This is a genomic window from Pseudomonas sp. G(2018) (assembly GCF_005502415.1).
Lineage (GTDB): Bacteria > Pseudomonadota > Gammaproteobacteria > Pseudomonadales > Pseudomonadaceae > Aquipseudomonas.
The window spans coordinates 73,469-96,779 of record NZ_SCOO01000013.1 but is presented as its reverse complement, the minus strand read 5'-3'; the positions used below and the strand labels follow the sequence as shown (position 1 = coordinate 96,779).

20 protein-coding genes and 1 other RNA gene are annotated in these 23,311 nt (G+C 58.3%); 11 read left to right on the top strand and 10 right to left on the bottom strand.

Annotated features, from left to right (window positions below; all coding sequences use genetic code 11):
- Window positions 1–34: 34 nt before the first annotated feature.
- The 5 genes from carA to grpE form a co-directional block, all read right to left on the bottom strand.
- Complete coding sequence (carA, locus tag FFS64_RS15210) at window positions 35–1,171, bottom strand: glutamine-hydrolyzing carbamoyl-phosphate synthase small subunit (RefSeq protein WP_034148342.1); 1,137 nt, start codon at window positions 1,169–1,171, stop codon at window positions 35–37.
- A 259-nt stretch (window positions 1,172–1,430) separates the two neighbouring features.
- The gene (dapB, locus tag FFS64_RS15205) at window positions 1,431–2,234 is read right to left on the bottom strand and encodes a 4-hydroxy-tetrahydrodipicolinate reductase (protein ID WP_095194005.1); all 804 of its coding nucleotides are present in this window, start codon (window positions 2,232–2,234) and stop codon (window positions 1,431–1,433) included.
- 10 nt (window positions 2,235–2,244) lie between these two features.
- Complete coding sequence (gene dnaJ, locus FFS64_RS15200) at window positions 2,245–3,369, bottom strand: molecular chaperone DnaJ (RefSeq protein WP_007973132.1); 1,125 nt, start codon at window positions 3,367–3,369, stop codon at window positions 2,245–2,247.
- Between the two features lie 298 nt (window positions 3,370–3,667).
- The gene (gene dnaK / locus FFS64_RS15195; RefSeq protein ID WP_137806062.1) at window positions 3,668–5,584 is read right to left on the bottom strand and encodes a molecular chaperone DnaK; all 1,917 of its coding nucleotides are present in this window, start codon (window positions 5,582–5,584) and stop codon (window positions 3,668–3,670) included.
- Between the two features lie 102 nt (window positions 5,585–5,686).
- A complete protein-coding gene (gene grpE / locus FFS64_RS15190) occupies window positions 5,687–6,253 on the bottom strand; it encodes a nucleotide exchange factor GrpE (RefSeq protein ID WP_077046411.1) in 567 nt (188 codons plus the stop codon).
- A gap of 241 nt (window positions 6,254–6,494) precedes the next feature.
- Here grpE and recN point away from each other — a divergent pair, with 241 nt between their 5' ends.
- Window positions 6,495–8,168: a DNA repair protein RecN gene (recN, locus tag FFS64_RS15185; protein ID WP_095194008.1), complete on the top strand. Its 1,674-nt coding sequence runs from the start codon at window positions 6,495–6,497 to the stop codon at window positions 8,166–8,168.
- A gap of 76 nt (window positions 8,169–8,244) precedes the next feature.
- Here the strand turns inward: recN and fur are convergent, their stop codons facing one another.
- Window positions 8,245–8,649, bottom strand: coding sequence for a ferric iron uptake transcriptional regulator (gene fur, locus FFS64_RS15180; protein WP_003197684.1), 405 nt, complete (start codon window positions 8,647–8,649; stop codon window positions 8,245–8,247).
- A 97-nt stretch (window positions 8,650–8,746) separates the two neighbouring features.
- Here fur and FFS64_RS15175 point away from each other — a divergent pair, with 97 nt between their 5' ends.
- Window positions 8,747–9,274 carry an outer membrane protein assembly factor BamE gene (locus FFS64_RS15175; protein WP_137806061.1) on the top strand — a complete coding sequence of 176 codons (528 nt, stop codon included), beginning with the start codon at window positions 8,747–8,749 and terminating at the stop codon, window positions 9,272–9,274.
- A 58-nt stretch (window positions 9,275–9,332) separates the two neighbouring features.
- On the opposite strand, the gene FFS64_RS15170 is transcribed toward FFS64_RS15175, so the two are convergent.
- Genes FFS64_RS15170 through FFS64_RS15160 form a run of 3 tightly spaced genes read right to left on the bottom strand, consistent with a single transcriptional unit; the run spans window position 9,333 to window position 11,485 of the window.
- Window positions 9,333–9,647 (bottom strand): RnfH family protein, encoded by a 315-nt coding sequence (locus FFS64_RS15170; RefSeq protein WP_137806060.1) that lies wholly within the window; start codon window positions 9,645–9,647, stop codon window positions 9,333–9,335.
- A complete protein-coding gene (locus FFS64_RS15165) occupies window positions 9,640–10,074 on the bottom strand; it encodes a type II toxin-antitoxin system RatA family toxin (RefSeq protein ID WP_137806059.1) in 435 nt (144 codons plus the stop codon). The genes FFS64_RS15170 and FFS64_RS15165 overlap by 8 nt, the downstream gene beginning before the upstream one ends.
- A gap of 7 nt (window positions 10,075–10,081) precedes the next feature.
- On the bottom strand, window positions 10,082–11,485 hold the full coding sequence (locus tag FFS64_RS15160) for a sodium-dependent transporter (protein WP_137806058.1): 1,404 nt from the start codon (window positions 11,483–11,485) through the stop codon (window positions 10,082–10,084).
- Between the two features lie 119 nt (window positions 11,486–11,604).
- Here FFS64_RS15160 and smpB point away from each other — a divergent pair, with 119 nt between their 5' ends.
- Window positions 11,605–12,087: an SsrA-binding protein SmpB gene (smpB, locus tag FFS64_RS15155; RefSeq protein ID WP_137806057.1), complete on the top strand. Its 483-nt coding sequence runs from the start codon at window positions 11,605–11,607 to the stop codon at window positions 12,085–12,087.
- 119 nt (window positions 12,088–12,206) lie between these two features.
- Here the strand turns inward: smpB and FFS64_RS15150 are convergent, their stop codons facing one another.
- Window positions 12,207–12,974 (bottom strand): GntR family transcriptional regulator, encoded by a 768-nt coding sequence (locus tag FFS64_RS15150; RefSeq protein ID WP_095194013.1) that lies wholly within the window; start codon window positions 12,972–12,974, stop codon window positions 12,207–12,209.
- A gap of 262 nt (window positions 12,975–13,236) precedes the next feature.
- Between FFS64_RS15150 and FFS64_RS15145 the strand changes: the two genes are divergently transcribed.
- The 8 genes from FFS64_RS15145 (at window position 13,237) to FFS64_RS15110 (ending at window position 23,215) form a co-directional block, all read left to right on the top strand.
- Window positions 13,237–14,931, top strand: coding sequence for a lactate permease LctP family transporter (locus FFS64_RS15145; protein ID WP_137806056.1), 1,695 nt, complete (start codon window positions 13,237–13,239; stop codon window positions 14,929–14,931).
- 146 nt (window positions 14,932–15,077) lie between these two features.
- Window positions 15,078–15,902 carry a (Fe-S)-binding protein gene (locus tag FFS64_RS15140; RefSeq protein WP_137806055.1) on the top strand — a complete coding sequence of 275 codons (825 nt, stop codon included), beginning with the start codon at window positions 15,078–15,080 and terminating at the stop codon, window positions 15,900–15,902.
- Window positions 15,899–17,353, top strand: coding sequence for a LutB/LldF family L-lactate oxidation iron-sulfur protein (locus FFS64_RS15135; RefSeq protein ID WP_137806054.1), 1,455 nt, complete (start codon window positions 15,899–15,901; stop codon window positions 17,351–17,353). The genes FFS64_RS15140 and FFS64_RS15135 overlap by 4 nt, the downstream gene beginning before the upstream one ends.
- Window positions 17,353–18,024 carry a lactate utilization protein gene (locus FFS64_RS15130; RefSeq protein WP_137806053.1) on the top strand — a complete coding sequence of 224 codons (672 nt, stop codon included), beginning with the start codon at window positions 17,353–17,355 and terminating at the stop codon, window positions 18,022–18,024. Before FFS64_RS15135 ends, FFS64_RS15130 begins: the two co-directional genes overlap by 1 nt.
- A complete protein-coding gene (locus FFS64_RS15125) occupies window positions 18,021–20,831 on the top strand; it encodes an FAD-binding and (Fe-S)-binding domain-containing protein (RefSeq protein WP_137806052.1) in 2,811 nt (936 codons plus the stop codon). The genes FFS64_RS15130 and FFS64_RS15125 overlap by 4 nt, the downstream gene beginning before the upstream one ends.
- 177 nt (window positions 20,832–21,008) lie before the next feature.
- Window positions 21,009–21,284, top strand: a complete 276-nt coding sequence (locus FFS64_RS15120; RefSeq protein ID WP_137806051.1) for a hypothetical protein — start codon at window positions 21,009–21,011, stop codon at window positions 21,282–21,284.
- 96 nt (window positions 21,285–21,380) lie between these two features.
- Window positions 21,381–21,774, top strand: a transfer-messenger RNA (tmRNA) gene (ssrA, locus tag FFS64_RS15115).
- Window positions 21,775–21,958: 184 nt separating this feature from the next.
- Window positions 21,959–23,215 carry an integrase domain-containing protein gene (locus tag FFS64_RS15110; protein ID WP_137806050.1) on the top strand — a complete coding sequence of 419 codons (1,257 nt, stop codon included), beginning with the start codon at window positions 21,959–21,961 and terminating at the stop codon, window positions 23,213–23,215.
- The last annotated feature ends 96 nt before the right edge of the window (window positions 23,216–23,311 follow it).

Sequence of the window (23,311 nt, the reverse complement as noted above, 5' to 3'; positions counted from 1 at the left end):
CCGCCCTCAAGCTTTGCTACATCAGGGCGAGCGATCAGCGTCGCTTGGCCATCTCGTTGATGAAGCGATCGAACAGTGGCGCTACGTCGTTCGGGCCAGGGCTAGCTTCAGGGTGACCCTGGAAGCTGAAGGCGCTCTTGTCGGTACGCTCGATCCCTTGCAGGGTGCCGTCGAACAGCGACTTGTGGATCGCACGGACGTTGGCTGGCAGGGTCGCTTCGTCAACCGCGAAACCGTGGTTCTGGCTGGTGATCATCACGACACCGGTGTCCAGATCCTGGACCGGGTGGTTGGCACCGTGGTGACCGTGACCCATTTTCAGGGTCTTTGCGCCGGAGGCCAGGGCCAGCAGCTGGTGACCGAGGCAGATACCGAACACCGGGATCTCGGTTTCCAGCACATCCTTGATCGCCTGGATCGCATAGTCGCAAGGCTCCGGATCACCAGGGCCGTTGGACAGGAACACGCCATCCGGCTTCAGCGCCAGCACATCAGCCGCAGGAGTTTGAGCAGGCACCACGGTCACGCGGCAACCGCGCTCGACCAGCATGCGCAGGATGTTCACTTTGACGCCGTAGTCGTAGGCCACCACGTGGTATGGCAGCTCGGAAGCTTCGATGGTCGCGTGGCTGTCGGTTTTCAGATCCCAGACAGTCGAGCGCCACTCGTAGGTGTCCTTGGTGCTGACGACTTTCGCCAGATCCATGCCTTTGAGGCCAGGGAAGCCTTGGGCAGCGGCGATGGCGGCTTCTTCGGAAATGTTGTCACCGGCCATGATGCAGCCGTTCTGCGCGCCTTTTTCACGCAGGATGCGCGTCAGGCGGCGGGTGTCGATACCGGCGATTGCCACAACGTTGTTGGCTTTCAGGTAGTCGGACAGGGACATCGTATTACGCCAGTTGCTCGCTACCAGTGGCAGGTCACGGATTACCAGGCCGGCGGACCAGACGCGGTTCGACTCGGCATCTTCCGGCGTGGTGCCGGTGTTGCCGATGTGCGGGTAAGTCAGGGTAACGATCTGTTGGGCGTAGGAAGGATCGGTAAGGATTTCCTGATAGCCGGTCATTGCGGTGTTGAACACCACCTCACCAACGGTTTGACCGTCGGCTCCAATGGCTTCGCCGCGAAAAATGCTGCCATCAGCAAGGGCGAGTATGGCTGGCTTAGTCAAGAAGACCTCCCGTAAATAAAGCCTGAAAGGGCGATCGCAGGTTGTAAAAAAGCGGAGTGACGTATGGACACGTCACCCCGCTTCTTCACTGAATTATTCTGCGCGCTTTTAGTGGACACACTAAAGCTGTAGCTTACAGCAAAAGGCATTTTTGGTCTACCGCCAATGAGCCCGAAAGGCCGGAGAATGCGACAGGTCGTCGCTTGGCAGAGTAAAACCGGGCCCAAACCTCAGGTTCGAGCCCGATTTCGGGCACATCTTAGCGCAGGTCGAGCACGTCTTGCATGTCGTAAAGGCCAGGCTCGCGCCCATCCAGCCACAACGCGGCACGTACCGCACCCTTGGCGAAAGTCATCCGACTGGACGCCTTGTGAGTGATCTCCACACGCTCGCCATCGGCAGCGAACAGCACGGTGTGGTCACCGACGATGTCACCGGCACGCACAGTAGCGAAACCGATCGTTTCGCGCTCACGGGCACCGGTCTGCCCCTCACGACCGTAAACCGCCACCTTCTTCAGGTCACGACCCAACGCATCGGCGATCACTTCACCCATGCGCACCGCCGTTCCTGACGGCGCATCGACTTTATGCCGATGGTGGGCTTCAGTGATCTCGATATCGACATCATCACCGAGTACACGAGCTGCAGTGTCGAGCAACTTCAGACACAGGTTCACACCGACGCTGAAGTTGGCCGCGAAGACGATCGGGATATCCTTGCCCGCCTCCGCCAGCAACTGCTTCTCTTCAACACTGAAACCGGTGGTGCCAATGATCATCGCCTTGCCGTGTTTGCGGCAGAAAACGAGATTCTTCAGGGTCACAGTCGGATGCGTGAAGTCGATCAGCACGTCGAATTCGTCAACGACACGATCCAGATCACCGGACAACGGCACACCGATTCGGCCCAGCGCAGCCAGCTCACCGGCATCGGCGCCGACCAGCGTGCTGTCAGGACGATCCACGGCCGCGGTCAGGCCAGCGCCCGGCGCTTGATGCACCGCTTCGATCAGGGTTTTACCCATGCGCCCGGCGGCGCCCATCACAGCTATACGTCGCATGCCTGTCTCCTTACAAATCGCCGAAGAAGCGCTTCACGCCTTCGAACCAGCCCGTGGTTTTCGGGGAATGGCTGTTGTCGTCCGCCAGCGAGCTGCGGAACTCTTCCAGCATTTCGCGCTGACGACGACTCAAGTTGACCGGTGTCTCGACCGCTACACGGCACATCAAGTCACCGGCACCACCGCCACGCACAGGCGCAACACCCTTGCCACGAACACGGAACTGCTTGCCGGTCTGAGTACCTTCAGGAATCTTCAGCTTGACCCGACCATCAAGGGTCGGAATCTCCAACTCGCCACCCAGCGCCGCATCGACGAAGCTGATCGGCACCTCACAGAACAGGTGCTTGCCGTCGCGCTGGAAGATCGAGTGCTCGCGCACATTGATCACCACGTACAGATCACCGGTCGGCCCACCCTGGGCACCCGCCTCGCCTTCGCCGGACAAGCGAATGCGGTCGCCGGTATCGACACCGGCCGGCACTTTCACCGACAGGGTCTTGTATTCCTCGACACGACCTTCGCCGTGACAGGAATCGCACGGGTCGGAAATGATCTTGCCCTGGCCATGGCAGCGCGGGCAGGTCTGCTGTACCGAGAAGAAACCTTGCTGCATGCGTACCTGGCCGATACCGCCACAGGTCGGACAGGTCACCGGCGAGGAGCCTTTCTTGGCACCGGAGCCATCGCATGGCTTGCAGTTGACCAATGTCGGAACACGGATATTCACGGTCGTGCCGCGCACCGCTTCTTCCAGGTCCAGCTCCAGGGTATAACGCAAATCACTGCCGCGCTGAGCGCCGCCACGGGAACCACCGCGACCGCCACCGAAGAAGTCACTGAAGACGTCACCAAAGATGTCGGAGAAGTTCTGGCCACCGAAACCGGCACCGCCGCCACCCATGCTCGGGTCGACACCGGCATGGCCGTACTGGTCGTACGCCGCACGCTTGCTGGAATCGGACAGCACTTCGTAGGCCTCGTTGGCCTCCTTGAACATCTCTTCCGACGCTTTGTCATCGGGATTACGGTCCGGGTGGTGCTTCATCGCCAGGCGACGGTAAGCCTTTTTCAGGTCCGCCTCGCTTGAGCCTCGTTCAACACCCAATACTTCGTAATAGTCACGCTTTGCCATAAGTCTTTTGCACTCTTGAGGACGTTCGACAAACCTCTCCTGAGCCTCGCCGAACTCGTTGAGCCCCAATGCAGGCCCGGACCCAACTCACGTCAATTCAACGATCCTGGTCTTTGATTCGATGCGGCACTTTCGGCCCGGAAAGCAGGAGCATTTCCGGCCATGCCACCAACATCCGAACGTTGTCGCATGCTGTAAAAATTCGCTAACTCCAGACACGCCAACGCGGGAGCAAGCTCCCGCGCGGCGACATCCTACCAGTCACCGCCTGAAGGCAGTCAACCGGCCGACCAACAACTTACTTGTGGTCTTTGACTTCTTCGAACTCGGCGTCGACGACGTCGTCAGCCTTCTCAGCCGATTCGCCTTGCGGTGCAGCACCTTCAGCTGGCTGCGCCTGCTCGGCGTACATTTTCTGAGCCACTGGCGCGGAGACCTTGGACAGCTCTTCAACCTTGGCTTCGATAGCGGCCTTGTCGTCGCCTTTTACAGCGGCTTCCAGGGCAACTACTGCGGCTTCGATTGCAGTCTTCTCTTCAGCGCTCACCTTGTCGCCAGCATCAGCGACCATTTTGCGCGTCGAGTGAACCAGTGCATCACCCTGGTTACGGGCAGAGGCCAACTCTTCGAACTTGCGGTCTTCCTCGGCGTTCGCCTCGGCATCACGCACCATGCGCTCGATTTCTTCATCGGACAGACCGGAGTTGGCCTTGATCACGATAGACTGAGTCTTGCCGGTAGCCTTGTCCTTGGCGCCTACGTGCAGAATGCCGTTGGCGTCGATGTCGAAGGTCACTTCGATTTGCGGTACACCACGTGGTGCCGGTGGAATCTCGGCCAGGTCGAACTTGCCCAGGGACTTGTTCTGCGCCGCTTGCTTACGCTCACCTTGCAGCACGTGAATGGTCACGGCGCCCTGGTTGTCGTCGGCGGTCGAGAACACTTGCGATTTCTTGGTAGGAATCGTGGTGTTTTTCTCGATCAGCGCAGTCATCACGCCACCCATGGTTTCGATACCCAGGGTCAGCGGGCTGACGTCCAGCAGCAGAACGTCTTTCACGTCACCGGCCAGAACGGCACCCTGAATCGCAGCACCCATGGCAACGGCTTCGTCCGGGTTCACGTCTTTACGAGCTTCTTTACCGAAGAACTCGGTCACCAGCTTCTGAACCAGAGGCATACGGGTCTGACCGCCAACCAGGATCACGTCGTTGATCGAGCCAACGTCGATACCGGAATCTTTCAGCGCGATGCGGCAAGGTTCGATGGTGCGTTGAACCAGGTCTTCTACCAGCGCTTCCAGCTTGGCGCGGGAGATCTTCACGTTCAGGTGCTTAGGACCGGTGGCGTCTGCAGTGATGTACGGCAGGTTCACGTCGGTCGACTGAGCGGAAGACAGCTCGATCTTGGCTTTTTCAGCGGCTTCTTTCAGGCGCTGCATCGCCAGCGGGTCACCCTTGAGGTTCATGCCGCTTTCTTTCTTGAATTCGTCGACGAGGTAGTCGATCAGACGAATGTCAAAGTCTTCACCACCCAGGAAGGTGTCGCCGTTGGTGGCCAACACTTCGAACTGGTGCTCGCCATCGACTTCGGCGATTTCAATCACGGAAACGTCGAAAGTACCACCACCCAGGTCATAAACGATCACGGTGTGATCGCCCTTGGCCTTGTCCATACCGTATGCCAGAGCGGCTGCGGTTGGTTCGTTGATGATACGTTTTACGTCCAGGCCCGCGATGCGGCCGGCGTCTTTGGTGGCCTGACGCTGGCTGTCGTTGAAGTAGGCCGGAACGGTGATCACCGCTTCGGTCACTGGCTCGCCGAGGTAGTCTTCGGCAGTCTTCTTCATTTTCTTCAGGATTTCAGCCGAGATTTGTGGCGGAGCCATTTTCTGGCCGTTCACTTCAACCCAGGCGTCGTTGTTGTCAGCCTTGACGATCTTGTAAGGGACCATCTGGATGTCTTTCTGTACGACTTCTTCTTCGAAGCGACGACCGATCAGACGCTTCACCGCGTACAGGGTGTTGTGCGGATTGGTCACAGCCTGACGCTTGGCCGACTGACCGACCAGGATTTCGCCATCGTTGGCGTAAGCGATGATCGACGGCGTAGTACGTGCGCCTTCGGCGTTTTCAATAACTTTGGCTTTACCGTTTTCCAGCACGGAGACGCAGGAGTTGGTAGTCCCCAGGTCGATACCGATAATTTTGCCCATGTTCACTCTCCCGAAACTTTGGATTTGGTTGCCGCAGCGGTTGTGGCCAACTGCGGTAGCACTTAAACGCTTGACTTCTAAATGGGGGCCTTGCGGCTAATTTCAAGCCTGCTCATCAATAGAAGGCGAAACTGGCGCCGGTGCCTTGCTGACCACGACCATTGCCGGGCGCAGCAGGCGTCCGTTGAGCTGGTAGCCCTTCTGGAACACCTTGAGTACGCTGTTCGGCTCGAGGTCGGCGCTTTCCTGCATGGCCATAGCCTGGTGCAGGACGGCATTGAACGGTTCGCCGTGTGGATCGATCGCTTCCAGCTGATAACGCTTCAGGGTGTCCTGGAACATTTTCAGGGTCAGTTCGATACCTTCGCGCATTGGGCGGATGCTTTCGTCATCCGGATTGGACAACTCCAGGCCGCGCTCCAGGCTGTCGATGATCGGCAACAGGTCGCCGGCGAATTTTTCCAGCGCGAATTTGTGAGCCTTTTCTACATCCTGCTCGGCGCGACGGCGGACGTTCTGCAGATCGGCGGCTACACGCAAAGCCTGATCCTGCGCGCCTGCCAGTTGCTCTTCGAGCACTTGTACACGAGCCGCCAGGTCTTCACCCGAAGCCTCGGGCGCCTGGTTGGCGTCTGGGTTTTGCGTATCCACTGTCTGTTCGTCAGCCATAGAATTCTCCTTTCAATTTCGTCTGCGAGCCTGACTCGCGCTTCTGCCCAGCTATATGGGGCCGCAAAATGCAGCTTCAAGGGGCACCGACGCATTAACCCTACAAAAAACACCTGCATTGTCATTCCAGGACGCACTAAGGATTTCGTCGGATCAAGCGAATCGAGCTAACGAGAGGCATTGTCAGGCCGAAACAAAACACTGTATAAATAACCAGACCTAATGCCTGGGAGCGGCCTTTATGCTGGTGCACCTGTCCGTACACAACTACGCCATCGTTGAACATCTCGATCTTGAACTCGATCGCGGGATGAGCGTGATCACAGGCGAAACCGGCGCCGGCAAGTCGATCATGCTCGACGCGCTCGGCCTGACCCTTGGCGATCGCGCCGACAGCGGCGTGGTCCGACCCGGTGCAGACAAAGCCGACATCCTGGCGACCTTCGACCTGGTCGACATCCCGGAAGCCAGCGCCTGGCTGGCCGAACGCGATCTCGAGAACGATGGCCCGTGCATCCTGCGCCGGGTCATTACCGCCGAAGGGCGCTCACGCGGCTATATAAACGGCACCCCCTGCCCCTTGGGCGACCTCAAGGCGCTGGGCGAACTGCTGATCGATATCCACAGCCAGCACGAACACCAATCCCTGCTCAAGACCGACACCCACCGCCGCCTGCTTGACGAGTATGCCGGCGCGACGGACCTTGCCCGCCAGGTACAGCTGGCCGCCCAACGCTGGCGCCAGACCCGCCAGGAACTGGAACGACTCTCCAACTCGGGCGACGAACAGCGCGCTCGCCATCAACTGCTCAGCTATCAGCTCGAAGAGCTGGAAAACCTTGGCCTCGGCGATAACGAACTGGAGCAGCTGGAACAAGAACACAAAAATCTGACCAATGCGGAAACCCTGCTGGGCATCTGCCGGCAAGTGGTCGAGCAATGCAGCGAAAGTGATTCCGGCAACGTGCTGAACGCCCTGACCGCCAGCCTCAATCGTCTTTCGAGCGTGAACAACTCGATCGGCGCGCTGGGTGAGGCCAGCAGCCTGCTGACCAGTGCGCAGATCCAGGTAGAAGAGGCGGTAGGCGAACTCAATCGCTTCCTCGACAACTTCGACGCCGATCCATCGCGCCTTCAATACCTGGAAGAACGCCTCGACTCGATCTACACCCTGGCGCGCAAACACCGAATCCAGCCGACCGAAGTCGCCGAGATGCAGCAAAAACTGCTGGATGAAATCGAAACACTGAACGCCAACGACGAATCCATCGAGCGCCTGAGCGACGAGCTGTCGTCCTACGCCCGCCACTACCAGGAAAAGGCCCGCGAACTGAGCGATTTGCGCCACCAGGCCTCCACCAGCCTGGCCAGCGCAGTGGAACAGGAAATCCAGCGCCTGGGGATGCCTGGGGGTCGCTTCACCATCGAACTGCGCCCCAACAGCGGAGACGAACTGCTGCCTAACGGGCTCGAGCAGGTCGAGTTACTGGTCAGCGCCAACCCAGGGCAGCCATTGAAGGCCCTGGCGAAAGTCGCATCCGGCGGCGAGCTGTCACGGATCAGCCTGGCCATCCAGGTAATCACCGCACAAACCTCTCGCGTGCCGACCCTGGTGTTCGACGAAGTGGACGTGGGCATTGGCGGCCCGACGGCCGAGATCGTCGGCCAGTTGTTGCGTCGGCTCGGAGAGCGTGGACAGGTTCTGACCGTGACCCACCTTCCACAAGTAGCAGCGCAAGGTCATCAGCACTTGTTTGTGCACAAAGTACGAGGTGAAGACGCCACTCGTACTGCCGTCTCAAAACTGAGCAAGAACGATCGTGTCGAAGAGGTGGCCCGAATGCTGGGCGGCATCGATCTCACCAAGGAATCCCTGGCTCACGCCAAAAAAATGGTGGTTGCTGCAAAAGCTTGAGGCGACGCAGAAAGCACGAAGGCGACCCTGGGGTCGCCTTCGTTCGTTTCGCGAACCTTGTGTTCGCGCGACATGCTTACTTTTTCTTGCGTACGTACAGCACCAGATTGTGATCAACCATCTCGAAGCCATACTTGTCGACGATTGCTTTCTGCAGGCGCTCGATTTCTTCGTCGAAGAATTCGATCACTTCACTGGTCTCGACGTTGACCATATGGTCGTGATGCTTGCCGTCGTCCAGCTCGAAGACCGCATGGCCTCCGTCGAAGTTGTGCCGCACCACAAGGCCAGCTGCCTCGAACTGAGTCAGTACACGGTAAACCGTGGCCAGACCGACGTCCTCGCCAGCCTCCATCAGTGCCTTGTAGACATCCTCGGCACTCATGTGGCGTTGCTCGGCGGAATCGAGCATTTGCAGAATCTTGACCCGTGGCAGGGTCACTTTGAGGCCGGCTTTGCGTAGTTCGCTATTTTCAACCATGGTCAGCTTTCTCGCGATGCTGCTTCGCAGCTTCTCTTAATGCGGGTATGATCGGCGTTTACGTTGTCCCAGCCAAGATAGTGGAAGTCGCCCACCGATGCAAAACACCAAGCTCTTGCTAACCAGTTTCACCTTCGTGGGACTGCTCGCACTCGCCGGTTGTTCATTCCCCGGGGTTTACAAAATCGACATCCAGCAGGGCAATGTCGTCACGCAGGACATGATAGACCAGTTACGCCCGGGAATGACCCGTAAGCAAGTAAGGTTTATCATGGGCAACCCTCTGTTGACCGACACGTTCCATGCCGATCGCTGGGATTACCTGTACAGCCTGCAACCAGGGGGCGGTGAGCGCCAACAGGAACGCATTAGCGTTATCTTCAACCCAAATGATCAACTTGTCAGCCTCTCTGGTGATTTCATGCCAGGCGTGAGCCGTGACGAGGCCATCCTCGGCAAGGACAGTGGCACTACCGTGACCGCGCCAACTGAAAACATCGAGAAGCCGAAACCGGAAAAACCGGTCAAGCCAGGTTCGTTGCTGGATCAGATTCAGAAGGAAGTGGACGGTGTAGAAACTGTTCCAGTTCCAACTCCAGAACCACTGGACACCTCGCCGCAATAATATGCGACGCAATAAAAAACCCGGCATGTCCGGGTTTTTTATTGTCTGGCTGTAACACTCACTGATTCCGGGCCTTGGTTTCGGCCGCTTTGGCTGCACGCAACCGACGAACCTCCTTCGGATCCGCGAGCAAAGGCCGGTAAATCTCGATGCGTTCCCCTGACTGGATGGGACGGTTGCCTGGATCGACGATCACCTTGCCGAAGATCCCAACGGGACATGTGGCCAAATCCAGCTCCGGAAACGATTGGCCAATCCCGGACTGCTGCAACGCCGCACGAATACTTGTTCCTGGCGGCACCTTCACCGACAAAAGCACCTGCCGATCAACAGCGGCATAGACCACCTCGATCTCGATCAATGCCTCAACCATGTATTTGCTTGGCCCGCTGGCAGAATGCATCCACCAACGTGTTGGCCGCCTGATTGAACAACGGTCCCAGGGTCGCGCGAACAATCGGCCCAGCGTAATCGAAAGACAGGTCCAGGCTGATCTTGCAGGCCTTGTCGGTCAAAGCCTTGAATACCCAAATGCCATGCAACTGAGTGAACGGGCCTTCCTCGAGATTCATCTCGATCGACTTTCCGGGAACCAGGGTATTACGCGTCACGAAATGCTGACTGAGCCCTCCCTTGGCCACACCGACACTGGCACGCATATGCTCGGGCGAGCTTTCCAGCACTTCGGCAGATGAACACCACGGCAGGAACTCAGGATATCGCGCCACGTCGTTGACCAGGTCATACAGGGCTTGCGCCGGGTACGGCAACAAAGCCGAACGTGAAATGTGTGTCGTCATGTCAGCGTCATTTCCACAGCTGGGCGGCAAACACTACAAGAATGCCGATGGGCGCCACATAGCGCATCAAGAACAAAGACAGGGCGAACAAAGCAGGGTTGCGGATCGACAGTTCGTCGCGCACCACTTCCCGATTCATCACCCAGCCCGCGAACACCACGAAACACAAACCACCGAGTGGCAACATGATCCGCGAAGTGAAGAAATCGATCACGCCGAAGAAATCCAGGCCGCTCGCCGCTCCCCATTGGTAGAGGTGGAACGAACCGCCTTCGTTCACGAAAAACTTGGCCTGCTTCCAGATATTGAACGAAAACACCGTACCCAGACCGACAAACCAGCAGGTGAATGCCAGCCAGAAGGTCACCCAGACGCGGCTGATTTTTGTCCGCTCGACCAGGTACGCCACCATCGGCTCAAGCAACGAGATCGCCGAACTCCAGGCCGCAATCGCCACCAACACGAAGAACACTACGCCCATCAACTGGCCGAACGCTACGTTACCGAAGGCAAACGGCAGGCTGACAAACATCAGCCCAGGACCCTCACTCGGGTTCAGACCCGCGGCGAACACGATCGGGAACAGTGCCAGACCGGCCACCAGGGAAACAAAAGTGTCGAGCAGCGCCACGCCAACGATTGTCCCGGAAATAGACGACCTCTTCGGCATGTAAGCGCCGTAGATCATGATCGAACCAACGCCCACGCTCAGGGAAAAGAACGCGTGCCCCATGGCCGGCAACAGACCGTCAAGGACTTTTTCCGGATGGAAGTCGAACATGAAATGCACGCCCTCCATGAAATGCCCGGTGGTCATGCTGTACCCCAGCAACACAATCACCATCACGAACAGCAACGGCATCATGATGCGCAAGCTGCGCTCAAGCCCGGCAACCACGCCCCTGGCGATCACAACCGCCGACAGCAGCATGAAAATCGTGTGCCAAAGTGTCAGGCGCCACGGGTCGGAAATGACATCACCAAAGTGCGCACCCACCTGATCAGGTGTCGCCCCCTGAAAGTCGCCACGCCCCATGTCGATGATGTAATCGAGCGACCAGCCGCCAACCACACTGTAGAAAGAAAGGATCAGCAACGCCGTGATCATCCCGGCAAAGGCACCCCAGGACCATTTCGCCGAATGCCCCGCTTCCAGCGCCAGCACCTTCAAGGCGTTGGCCGGACTTTGCCGCGCCCGCCGGCCGATCAGGGTTTCCGCCAACATGACCGGGATACCGATCAGCGCGATACAGGCCAGGAACATCAGCACGAAGGCGCCACCACCATATGCGCCGACCATGTACGGAAATTTCCAGATGCTGCCCAGCCCCACGGCAGAACCGGTCGCGGCGAGTATGAAAACCCAGCGGCTAGCCCAACTGCCGTGGACAGAAACCTTGTCTGTCGACATCGATATTACGACCAAGCGTTCAAAAAAAGAGCGCGCATTGTCCGGGATTCAATCAACCTGCTCAAGCACGCAGCATCACCGTAGCCGACTCGCTTGCAACTCCCTATAATGCCGCCCCTATGGCTAAACAGAAGAAACACCCCACAGGGACCATCGCGCAAAATAAAAAGGCGCGACACGATTACTTCATCGAACATCGGTTCGAGGCTGGTCTGGTCCTGGCCGGCTGGGAAGTAAAAAGTTTGCGGGCAAGCAAGCTGCAACTGGTTGACAGTTACGTACTGCTCAAGGACGGCGAAGCCTGGCTGCTCGGCAGCCACATCACGCCGCTGACGACCGCCAGTACCCACGTCATTGCCGATCCGACCCGCACCCGTAAATTGCTGCTCAACCGCCGCGAGCTGGATAAGTTGTCCGCAGCCGTACAGCAAAAAGGTTACGCCTGCGTGTGCCTGTCCTGGTACTGGAGCAAGCACATGGTCAAGTGCGAGATCGCTCTGGGCAAGGGCAAGAAGGAGTACGACAAGCGTGATACCGAGCGCGAACGCGATGCCGGTCGCGAGTTGCAGCGTGCGGTGCGGAACAAGGGTAAGGAAGAGTAATCTTTCCACCCCGAAATTCTGGCGCTAGCGAAAAGATCGCAGCCTTCGGCAGCTCCTACAGGGTCAAGTGAACTTCTGTAGGCGCTGCCGAAGGCTGCGATCTTTTGCGTTTGACACCATTACATCCCCTTGCGCCGCTCCGCCCGGGCCACGCGCTGCACTTCCTGACGCACTTCTTCCAGCACTTCCTGCACATACAGAATGTGGCGACTGGAGACTTCCCGCGCGTACTCCGCCCTGCCTTCGATAATCGCCAGATACAATTCCCGGTGCTGCGTGATCAGCATGTCGCGGGTTTCAGTGCGCTGTTTGTACATGCCGCCAATGTTGGTGACCACGTTGCGCTTGAGCAGGTCGAACAAGCCGCGAATGGTGTGCAGCAGCACCGCGTTGTGGCTCGCCTCGGCAATCGCCAGATGGAATTTCGCATCCGCCGCGCCTTCTTCCGCCCGACTGACCTCATCGTGCCGCGAATAACAGTCCTGTAACTCATTGAACGCCGCGGTCAGTCGCTCGCGATCAACATCCGTGGCGCGTAACGCGGCGTAGTAAGCGCAGGACGCTTCCAGCGTATGGCGAAATTCCAACAGATCGCGCTGAGCTTCGGGGTTGCTTTCCAGCAATTGCAGCAGTGGATCACTGAAGGTCGTGCCCAGGGACTCCACCACATAGTTACCACCACCCTGGCGACTGACCAGCAAACCCTTGGCGACCAGTTTCTGAATGGCTTCGCGCAACGATGGACGTGATACGCCGAACTGCTCGGCCAATGCCCGCTCGGCCGGCAGACGCTCTCCGGCCTTCAGCGTGCCCTCGAGGATCATGCCCTCCAGCTGCTCGACAATATCGTCAGACAAACGGCGCTGACGAATCTGATCAAACCCCATAACTCGATTTCTCCACGACCCGACGGCTCGCCGGGGCTCTATTCTGGCCCATTCGCGCCGTGTCGGCACCTGTTGGCAAGCATTTAACCCGCAGGCCCGAACACCCTGATGGAACACGCATTCGACAAAAGTTTTAGGGCGGCAAATTGACACACCGCATACAAGGCTTTTACCCTAGCCAACAGCGATTGTAAATTGGTCTTACCAATTATCCAAGAACGCTGATCAGTGCCTGACCAACAACAATTAGGGGCCACCCCATATGCAAACTTGGCAACAGCTCTACAGCCCACTCGGCAGCCTCGGTTTATCCGCGCTCGCAGCCGTCATCCCCATCGTGTTTTTCTTTCTGGCCCTGGCCGTGTTCCGCCTCAAAGGGCACGTGGCCGGCAGCATCACCCTGGCCTTGTCGATTCTGGTGGCAATCTTTGCCTTCCAGATGCCGGTTGACATGGCATTTGCCGCCGCAGGATATGGCTTCGCTTACGGTCTGTGGCCGATCGCCTGGATCATCGTCGCCGCCGTATTCCTCTACAAACTGACGGTCAAGAGTGGCCAGTTCGAAGTGATCCGCAGCTCGGTGCTGTCGATTACCGACGACCAACGTCTGCAAGTGCTGTTGATCGGCTTTTGCTTCGGCGCCTTCCTCGAAGGTGCAGCCGGTTTCGGCGCGCCGGTAGCGATTACCGCAGCGTTGCTGGTAGGCCTGGGCTTCAACCCGCTGTACGCCGCAGGTCTGTGCCTGATCGCGAACACCGCACCGGTGGCCTTCGGCGCCCTGGGCATTCCGATCATCGTTGCCGGGCAAGTGACAGGCATCGACGCGTTCAAGATCGGCGCCATGACCGGCCGTCAACTGCCGCTGCTGTCGTTGTTCGTGCCGTTCTGGCTGGTGTTCATGATGGATGGCCTGCGTGGCGTCCGCGAAACCTGGCCGGCTGCATTGGTCGCCGGTTTGAGCTTTGCCGTGACCCAGTACTTCACCTCGAACTTCATCGGCCCGGAACTGCCGGACATCACTTCGGCCCTGGCCAGCCTGGTTTCCCTGACACTGTTCCTGAAAGTCTGGCAGCCCAAACGCGCCGCCGGCCAACACATCGTCGGTGCCGTCTCGGCCTCCGTTGTGAGCGCCAGCTCCGGTGGTTTCGGCCAGAAGCGCACTACCGTGGCTTCGCCTTACAGCCTGGGGGAAATTATCAAGGCCTGGTCGCCGTTCCTGATCCTCACCGTACTGGTCACCATCTGGACACTGAAGCCGTTCAAGGCCATGTTTGCCGCCGGCGGCTCCATGTACAGCTGGGTGTTCAACTTCGCCATTCCGCATCTGGACCAGATGGTGATCAAAGTTGCACCGATCGTGGCCAATCCGACCGCCATCCCGGCCGTGTTCAAGCTTGATCCGATTTCTGCGACCGGTACGGCGATTTTCTTCTCGGCACTGATTTCGATGCTGGTTCTGAATATCAACCTCAGAACTGGTCTGACCACTTTGAAAGAGACCTTCTACGAACTGCGCTGGCCGATTCTGTCCATCGGCATGGTGTTGGCTTTCGCCTTCGTCACCAACTTCTCGGGCATGTCGTCGACCATGGCCCTGGTGTTGGCCGGTACTGGCGCAGCCTTCCCGTTCTTCTCGCCATTCCTTGGCTGGCTGGGCGTGTTCCTGACCGGTTCCGACACCTCGTCCAACGCACTGTTCGGCTCGTTGCAAGCGACCACTGCGCACCAGATCGGTGTCAACGACACCTTGCTGGTGGCGGCCAACACCAGCGGTGGCGTGACCGGCAAGATGATCTCGCCACAATCGATCGCCGTGGCCTGCGCAGCGACCGGACTGGTGGGCAAGGAATCGGATCTTTTCCGCTTCACGCTCAAGCACAGCCTGTTCTTTGCAACCATCGTCGGCCTGATCACCCTGGCTCAGGCCTACTGGTTCACCGGCATGCTGGTGCACTGAGTACTACCCGCCGCATAGAAAAAACCGACGCCGGACCACGACTCCGGCGTCAGCTATTCACAATCCGGTCTGTAAGGCTGCTGAAAGCCTCTCTCTCTATATTCAGCAGCCTCAGCGGACGGATAACCGGCCGAGAGACACGCCTGATGAGCGAGCTTTTTTACAACGCTGTGCCGAATGCGACCCGTGTCGCCCCGCCACTGCCCGAGCCTCGGCAATACCCCAGCGAGAAACCGCAACGGGTGTACCTGTTCGGGACCTGCGTAGTGGATTTGTTCTACCCGGAAGCCGGCATGGATGCGATCCACTTACTTGAGCGCGAAGGCATCCGTGTCGAGTACCCGCAAGGGCAGAGCTGCTGCGGTCAGCCGGCCTACACCTCGGGTTACACCGAGCAGGCAAGGACGGTCGCGCGCTCGCAACTGGCGCTGTTCGCCGGGGACTATCCGGTGGTGGTGCCGTCCGGTTCCTGCGCCGGGATGTTGCGTGAACACTATGCCGACCTGTTCAAGGACGAGCCGCAAACGTTGAAACAGGTTCAGGCATTGGCTGCCAGAACCTATGAACTGGCTGAGTTCCTGCTGTATGTCTGCAAGGTGCAGCTCAAGGACAGCGGCGAGCCGGTGAAAGTGGCGTTGCACACCTCGTGTTCGGCACGTCGCGAAATGAACACTCATTTGCACGGCCGCGAGTTGTTGGCGCAATTGAGCAATGTAGAACGAGTCAACCATAGCCATGAAAGCGAATGCTGTGGCTTCGGTGGGACTTTCAGCGTCCGTATGCCAGATATTTCCGGGGCGATGGTGGCTGACAAGACCCGGTCGTTGAAGGAATCCGGCGCACACAAGGTACTCAGTGCCGACTGCGGTTGCCTGATGAACATCAATGGCTCGCTGGAGAAACAGCAAGAAGCGTTGCGTGGCCAACACCTGGCCAGTTTCCTCTGGCAGCGAACCGGAGGCGCGCAATGAACGCTTCCGCGATTATTCCTACGGTCGCCGTAGAAGAAGATTTCCGCACCCGGGCTCACGACGCACTGGGTGATGCGCAATTGCGAAACAACTTTCGCAAGGCGATGGATTCACTGATGACAAAACGGGCAACGGCTTTCAGCGATGCCCATGAAAGAGAACACCTGCGAGCGCTGGGCAATGCGGTCCGCGCCCGCGCTTTATCGAAGTTGCCCGACCTGCTCGAGCAACTTGAACAGAACCTGACCCGCAACGGTGTGACAGTGCACTGGGCGGAAACGGTGGACGAGGCCAATGGCATCGTCCTCTCGATCATCCGCGCTCACGAGGGGCGGCAAGTGATCAAGGGCAAATCGATGGTCAGCGAAGAGATGGAGATGAACCATGTCCTCGCTGAACAGGGCATTGAATGCCTGGAATCGGACATGGGCGAGTACATCGTCCAGCTCGACCACGAGAAGCCTTCACACATAATCATGCCGGCAATCCACAAGAACGCCGGTCAGGTCGCGTCCTTGTTCCACGACAAACTTGGCGTGGAATATACCAAGGACGTTGACCAACTCATTCAGATCGGTCGCAGGGTCCTGCGGCAGAAATTCTTCGAAGCGGACATCGGCGTCTCCGGCGTCAACTTCGCCGTGGCCGAAACCGGAACCTTGCTGCTGGTTGAGAACGAAGGCAACGGTCGCATGACCACCACGGTGCCACCGGTGCACATCGCTGTCACCGGCATCGAAAAAGTCGTGGAAAACCTGCGTGACGTGGTGCCGCTATTGTCGCTGCTGACTCGTTCGGCCTTGGGCATTCCGATCACCACCTACGTCAACATGATTTCCGGTCCGCGCAAGGAACATGAGTTGGACGGCCCACAGGAAGTGCACCTGGTCCTGCTGGATAACGGCCGCAGCCAGGCGTTTGCCGACAGCGAATTGCGCCAGACCCTGAACTGCATCCGCTGCGGCGCCTGCATGAATCATTGCCCGGTCTATACCCGAATCGGTGGCCATGCCTACGGTGAGGTTTACCCCGGTCCTATCGGAAAAATCATCACCCCGCACATGGTCGGCCTGGCGAAAGTACCGGACCACCCAAGCGCCTCTTCGTTGTGCGGAGCTTGCGGTGAAGTGTGCCCGGTCAAGATTCCGATACCGTCCTTGCTGCGACGTCTGCGCGAAGAGAATGTCAAAGCGCCCGATAGCCCGCATCAAGCGATGCGCGGCCAGGGCAGCAAATACTCGCGCAAGGAACGGTTCATCTGGAACGCCTGGGCCAGGCTTAACAGCTCACCGACGCTGTATCGCCTGTTCGGTTTCTTCGCCACGCGACTGCGCGCACTCACGCCGAGCAATGTCGGCCCGTGGACGCAAAATCACAGCGCGCCGAAACTCGCCGCCCGTTCACTGCATGACATGGCTCGCGAACATCTGGCCAAACAGGGAGATCGTTGATGAGCGCCAAGCAAAACATTCTCGGCAAACTGCGTAAAAGTCTGACAGGCACCACACCTGTGGCTGACAACTTCAATGTGGGTTTGGTGACAGAGCCTTACACCTACACCCCGGAGCAACGCATCCCGCAACTGCGCAAACTGATGGAAGCGGTGCACACGGAAATCCATCTGACCTCGGGTGAAGACTGGCCCGCCTTGCTGGCGAATTTGCTGCTGGATCGGCAATTGCCGAGCCTATTGATCGCGCCGACCACACCTCACGGTCAACGTGTCACCGAGTACTGGGCGAAAAATCCGCAGCTGCCGACACTCAAGGCGTACGACCGTCCGGTGGAAGAATGGAAAGCCGAACTGTTCAACGACACCCCGGCGAGCCTGACCGGCACCTTGGGCGCAATCGCGGCGACAGGTAGCCTGATCCTTTGGCCGACGCGGGAAGAACCGCGCTTGATGAGCCTGGCGCCACCGGTGCATTTCGCCCTGCTCAAGGCCAGCGAGATCCGTGATAACTTCTATCAGGTGCAGCAGGAATTCGAGTGGGCTCAAGGCATGCCGACCAATGCGTTGCTGGTGTCCGGCCCATCGAAAACCGCCGACATCGAGCAGGTCCTGGCCTACGGTGCCCACGGTCCGAAGGACCTGGTGGTGTTGATCCTGGAGGACCTATGAGTCTACCGGCCGCTTTTCTGCGCGATGCGCAGCAATTGATTCCCCATGAACGGCGCTTCGACGATCCACTGTCGACCCTGGCGTTCGGCACTGACGCCAGTTTCTATCGGTTGATTCCGCAACTGGTAATCCGCGTCGAGTCTGAAGATGAAGTGGTAGCGCTGCTGCAACTGGCTCAGCGCGATCAGGTTCCGGTGACCTTCCGCGCCGCCGGCACCAGTCTGTCCGGCCAGGCCATCAGTGATTCGGTGTTGATCGTCCTTGGGGATAACTGGAACGGGCGCGAGATCCGTGGCCAGGGCACGCAAATTCGCCTGCAACCCGGCGTGATCGGTGCTCAGGCCAATGCCTGGCTGGCACCGTTCGGACGCAAGATCGGCCCGGACCCGGCGTCGATCAATGCCTGCAAAATCGGTGGCATCGTTGCCAACAATGCCAGCGGCATGTGCTGCGGCACCGCGCAAAACACCTATCACACCCTGGCCGGCATTCGCCTGGTGTTGGCCGATGGCAGCTGTCTCGACACCGAAGATGCCGCCAGCGTGGCTGCGTTTCGTCAAAGCCATGCAACGCTGCTGGAGCGCCTGGCGACCTTGGGTCGCGAGACCCGCGCCAATACTGAACTCGCCGCAAAAATCCGCCACAAATACCGTCTGAAAAATACCACCGGCCTGTCACTCAACGCCCTGGTGGATTACGACGAACCTGTGGATATCTTGAGCCACTTGCTGGTGGGTTCCGAAGGCACCCTGGGCTTCATCAGCGCGGTGACCTACGACACCGTGGTCGACCACCCGAACAAGGCCTCGGCGCTGATCGTCTTCCCGAACGTGGAAACCTGCTGCAATGCGGTCACCGTGCTGAAAAGCCAACCGGTGTCAGCCGTGGAATTACTGGACCGTCGCAGCCTGCGTTCGGTGCAGAACAAACCCGGCATGCCCGCTTTCGTACAGCATTTGTCGAACAATGCTTGCGCCTTGCTGATCGAATCCCGCGCGGCGTCGTCCACGTTGTTGCAAGAGCAACTGGCTCAGATCATGGCGTCACTGGCGTCGTTCCCGGTAGAGAAGCAAGTCGACTTCACCGAAGATCCGCTGGAAAACGCCCGCCTCTGGGCGATCCGCAAGGACACCTTCCCCGCCGTCGGCGCGGTGCGCAAAACCGGCACCACGGTGATCATCGAGGACGTGACCTTCCCGGTGGAACAACTGGCGATCGGCGTAAACCGCCTGATCGAATTGTTCGACAAACATCACTACGACGAAGCGATCCTTTTCGGACACGCACTGGAAGGCAATCTGCACTTCGTCTTCACCCAAGGCTTCAACAACCCGGAAGAGGTCGCACGCTACCAGGCGTTCATGGATGACGTGGCGCAGTTGGTCGCGGTGGAGTTTGGCGGTTCACTCAAGGCTGAACACGGCACCGGGCGCAACATGGCGCCGTTTGTCGAACTGGAATGGGGCAGCGATGCCTACCAGCTGATGTGGCAACTCAAACGCCTGCTCGATCCCAACGGCATTCTCAACCCGGACGTGGTACTCAGCGACGACCCGCAGATTCACCTCAAGCATCTCAAGCCCTTGCCGGCCGCCGACGAGATTGTGGACAAGTGCATCGAGTGCGGCTTTTGCGAACCGGTCTGCCCATCGAAAGGCCTGACCCTGAGCCCGCGCCAGCGTATCGTGATCTGGCGTGACATCCAGGCGAAGAAGCGAGCCGGGGTCGATACCCGGGAACTCGAAGCAGCCTACGAATACCAGGGCATCGATACTTGTGCCGCCACCGGCCTTTGCGCTCAACGCTGCCCGGTAGGCATCAATACCGGCGAACTGGTGAAAAAGCTTCGCGGCCAGCACGCCACCCATACGAAAACCGCCAACTGGCTTGAAGGAAATTTCGCCACGGCGCTGCAAGGTGCGCGCTTCACCCTCCACGTGGCCAACGGTGCGCGGATGTTGCTGGGTGCACCGCGGCTGGCCAAACTTTCCGCAGCGGTGACCCGCCTGTCCAAAGGGCAAATTCCGCAGTGGACCGACGCCATGCCGCAACCTGAACGGGCAATCCACTTCAGCCCGGCAGTGATGGACGAGCGACCGCGCGTGGTGTACCTGGCCGCGTGCGTTTCACGCGCCATGGGGCCGGCGGCCGGTGACAAGGAACAAATGTCGCTGTACGACAAAACCCGCGGCCTGCTGGAAAAAGCCGGGTATCAGGTGGTCTTTCCGGACAATCTGGACAATCTCTGCTGCGGCCAGCCGTTTGCCTCCAAGGGTTACGCCGAACAGGCCGAACACAAACGCCAGGAACTGATCGGAGCCCTGCTCCACGCCAGCCGTGGCGGGCTCGATCCGATCTACTGCGACACCAGCCCCTGCACCTTGCGCCTGACCCAGGACCTCGGCGATGCACGCCTGGACCTGTACGACCCGGTGCGTTTCATTCGCACGCACCTGATGGATCGACTGGACTTCACGCCACAGGACACACCCATCGCGGTGCACGTCACCTGCAGCACCCAGCACCTGGGGGAAAGCCAGGCGTTGATCGATCTGGCGCGCAAGTGCAGTAAAAACGTGGTCATCCCTGAAGGCATTCACTGCTGCGGGTTTGCCGGCGACAAGGGGTTCACCACGCCTGAGCTGAACGCCCATTCGCTGCGCACCTTGAAAGACGCGGTGCAGTACTGCGGTGAAGGCATTTCCACCAGCCGCACCTGTGAAATCGGTCTGAGCCAGCATGGCGGGATCGATTATCACGGGCTGGTCTATCTGGTGGATCGCGTGACCCAAGCACGCACTGCATAAAAACGGCAGGAGCGAGCTTGCTCGCTCCTGCAAGCCCATGCATTGCTGCAAAAAAAACCGAATTCCTGCGCGCGGCTATAGTCATTTGATTAGGCCCTGCGAATGGGCTTATAACCCCCTCGGCCAGCGGCCTCATTTCATCGGCAGCACCGAGCCCTCATGCGCAAGGAGATACCCATGAAGCACTCTGCAATTGCTGGATTGTTCATCACCGCTGCACTGTTGGCCTCGCCGGTGTTTGCGGCAGATAAAGATCTTTGTGACGCGCAAGTTCAAAAACTGGAAGACGCAATCGCCACCGCCCCCGCCGTATCCGAGAACTCGATGGATAACGCCAAAACCGCGGTGGCTGATGCGAAAAAGGCCCAGGCATCCGGCAACGACAAGGACTGCATCGAAATCTCCGGTCAGATGCTTGAGAAAATTCAGCTGCGCAGCCCTACTAAAAAGTGAACACAGGTAAGGCCAACCTTCGGGTTGGCCTTCCGGGCCACATTGACGTAGACTGTACAGGCTTGTTGCTCACCATGATTTGCGAGCAATGAGTTCGGGGCCGTTTAGGATTCGACGCCGGTTGCGAAACTTTAGGTGCATGCCGAGTTGGTAACAGAACTCGTAAATCCACTGTTGCAACTTCCTATAGTTGCCAATGACGAAACCTACGGGGAATACGCTCTCGCTGCGTAAGCAGCCTTAGCCCTTCCCTCCTGGTACCTTCGGGTCCAGCAATCATCAGGGGATGTCTGTAAACCCAAAGTGATTGTCATATAGAACAGAATCGCCGTGCAGTACGTTGTGGACGAAGCGGCTAAAACTTACACAACTCGCCCAAAGCACCCTGCCCGTCGGGTCGCTGAGGGTTAACTTAATAGACACGGCTACGCATGTAGTACCGACAGCGGAGTACTGGCGGACGGGGGTTCAAATCCCCCCGGCTCCACCACTTCATCATCTAAAGACGTCCACGGACGTCTTTTTTTGTACCTGAAATTCAGCAAAATCAAGGGCTTAAGCGCCATCAGCATCCGCGAACGTCCATCAGCTTCTACGCTTTCGTGTATTCCAAGTGGTATTCCAAGCTTTCAACTGGTAATTTTTGGAATACACAAACAGCATTGGAATACATCATGGGTGCCCAAGCCACGCGCCTCTCAGACCTCAAAGTCAAAGCCGCCAAGCCTAAGGAAAAGGACTACACGCTGACTGATGGCAACGGTCTTCAAATGCGAGTGAGAATCAATGGCTCAAAGCTATGGAATTTCAACTACATCCATCCCGTAACCAAAAAACGGATCAACATGGGACTAGGCACCTTCCCCGAGGTGAGCCTGGCTCAAGCACGCAAGCGAACCGTTGAGGCGAGGGAGTTCGTCGCTCAGGGGCTGGATCCGAAAGAGAGGCGCGATGCGGAGCGGCAAGCGAAAAAAGCAGCCACAGAACACACTTTCGAAAACGTGACGACGGCATGGTTTGAGCTCAAAAAGGACTCAGTCACCCCAGCCTATGCCGAAGATATTTGGCGCTCGCTCACGCTGCACATCTTCCCGGACCTGGGCACCACACCGATCTCAGCCATCAATTCCCCTAAGGTCATCGATTTGCTCAGACCCTTGGAAACCAAAGGCAGCCTCGAAACAGTTAAACGCCTGACACAGCGACTCAACGAGATCATGATCTACGGGGTCAATTCAGGACTGATTCACGCAAACCCGCTCAGCGGAATCCGTTCCGTCTTTAAAAAGCCCAAAAAGAAGAACATGGCGGCACTCCCACCCGATGAGCTGAAAGAGCTCATGATGGCAATCGCCAATGCCAGCATAAAAAGGACTACCCGCTGCCTAATCGAATGGCAGCTCCACACCATGACCCGACCCGCAGAGGCTGCTACCACCCGCTGGGCTGACATCGACATCGAGAAGAAGGTCTGGACAATTCCAGCTGAGCGCATGAAGAAACGCCGTATCCACATCGTGCCGCTAACAGACCAGGCCCTAGCCCTGCTTGAAGCAATCAAGCCCTACAGCGGACACCGGGAATACGTGTTCCCTGCAGACCGTAATCCTCGAACCCACTGCAACAGCCAAACCGCCAACATGGCACTGAAACGCATGGGATTCGAAGGGCGCCTGGTAAGCCATGGGATGCGCTCTATGGCCAGCACCATCCTCAACGAACACGCTTGGGATCCCGAGTTGATTGAAGTAGCGCTTGCACACGTCGATAAAGACGAGGTACGCAGTGCCTATAACCGAGCGGACTATATCGAGCGCAGACGCCCAATGATGAAGTGGTGGAGCGAGCACATCCAAGAAGCAGCTACCGGCAATCTTTCGATGTCGGCCATCCAGAACAACCGGGAAAGTAAGGTCGTCCCGATTCGTTGACTGAGAAAGCTCTACCGAAGTAGCGCTCATCCTCAGACATGCTACACCTGCCAACTAACCGTTCCAGATACTAGTTATCTGGAACGGTTCGAAAAT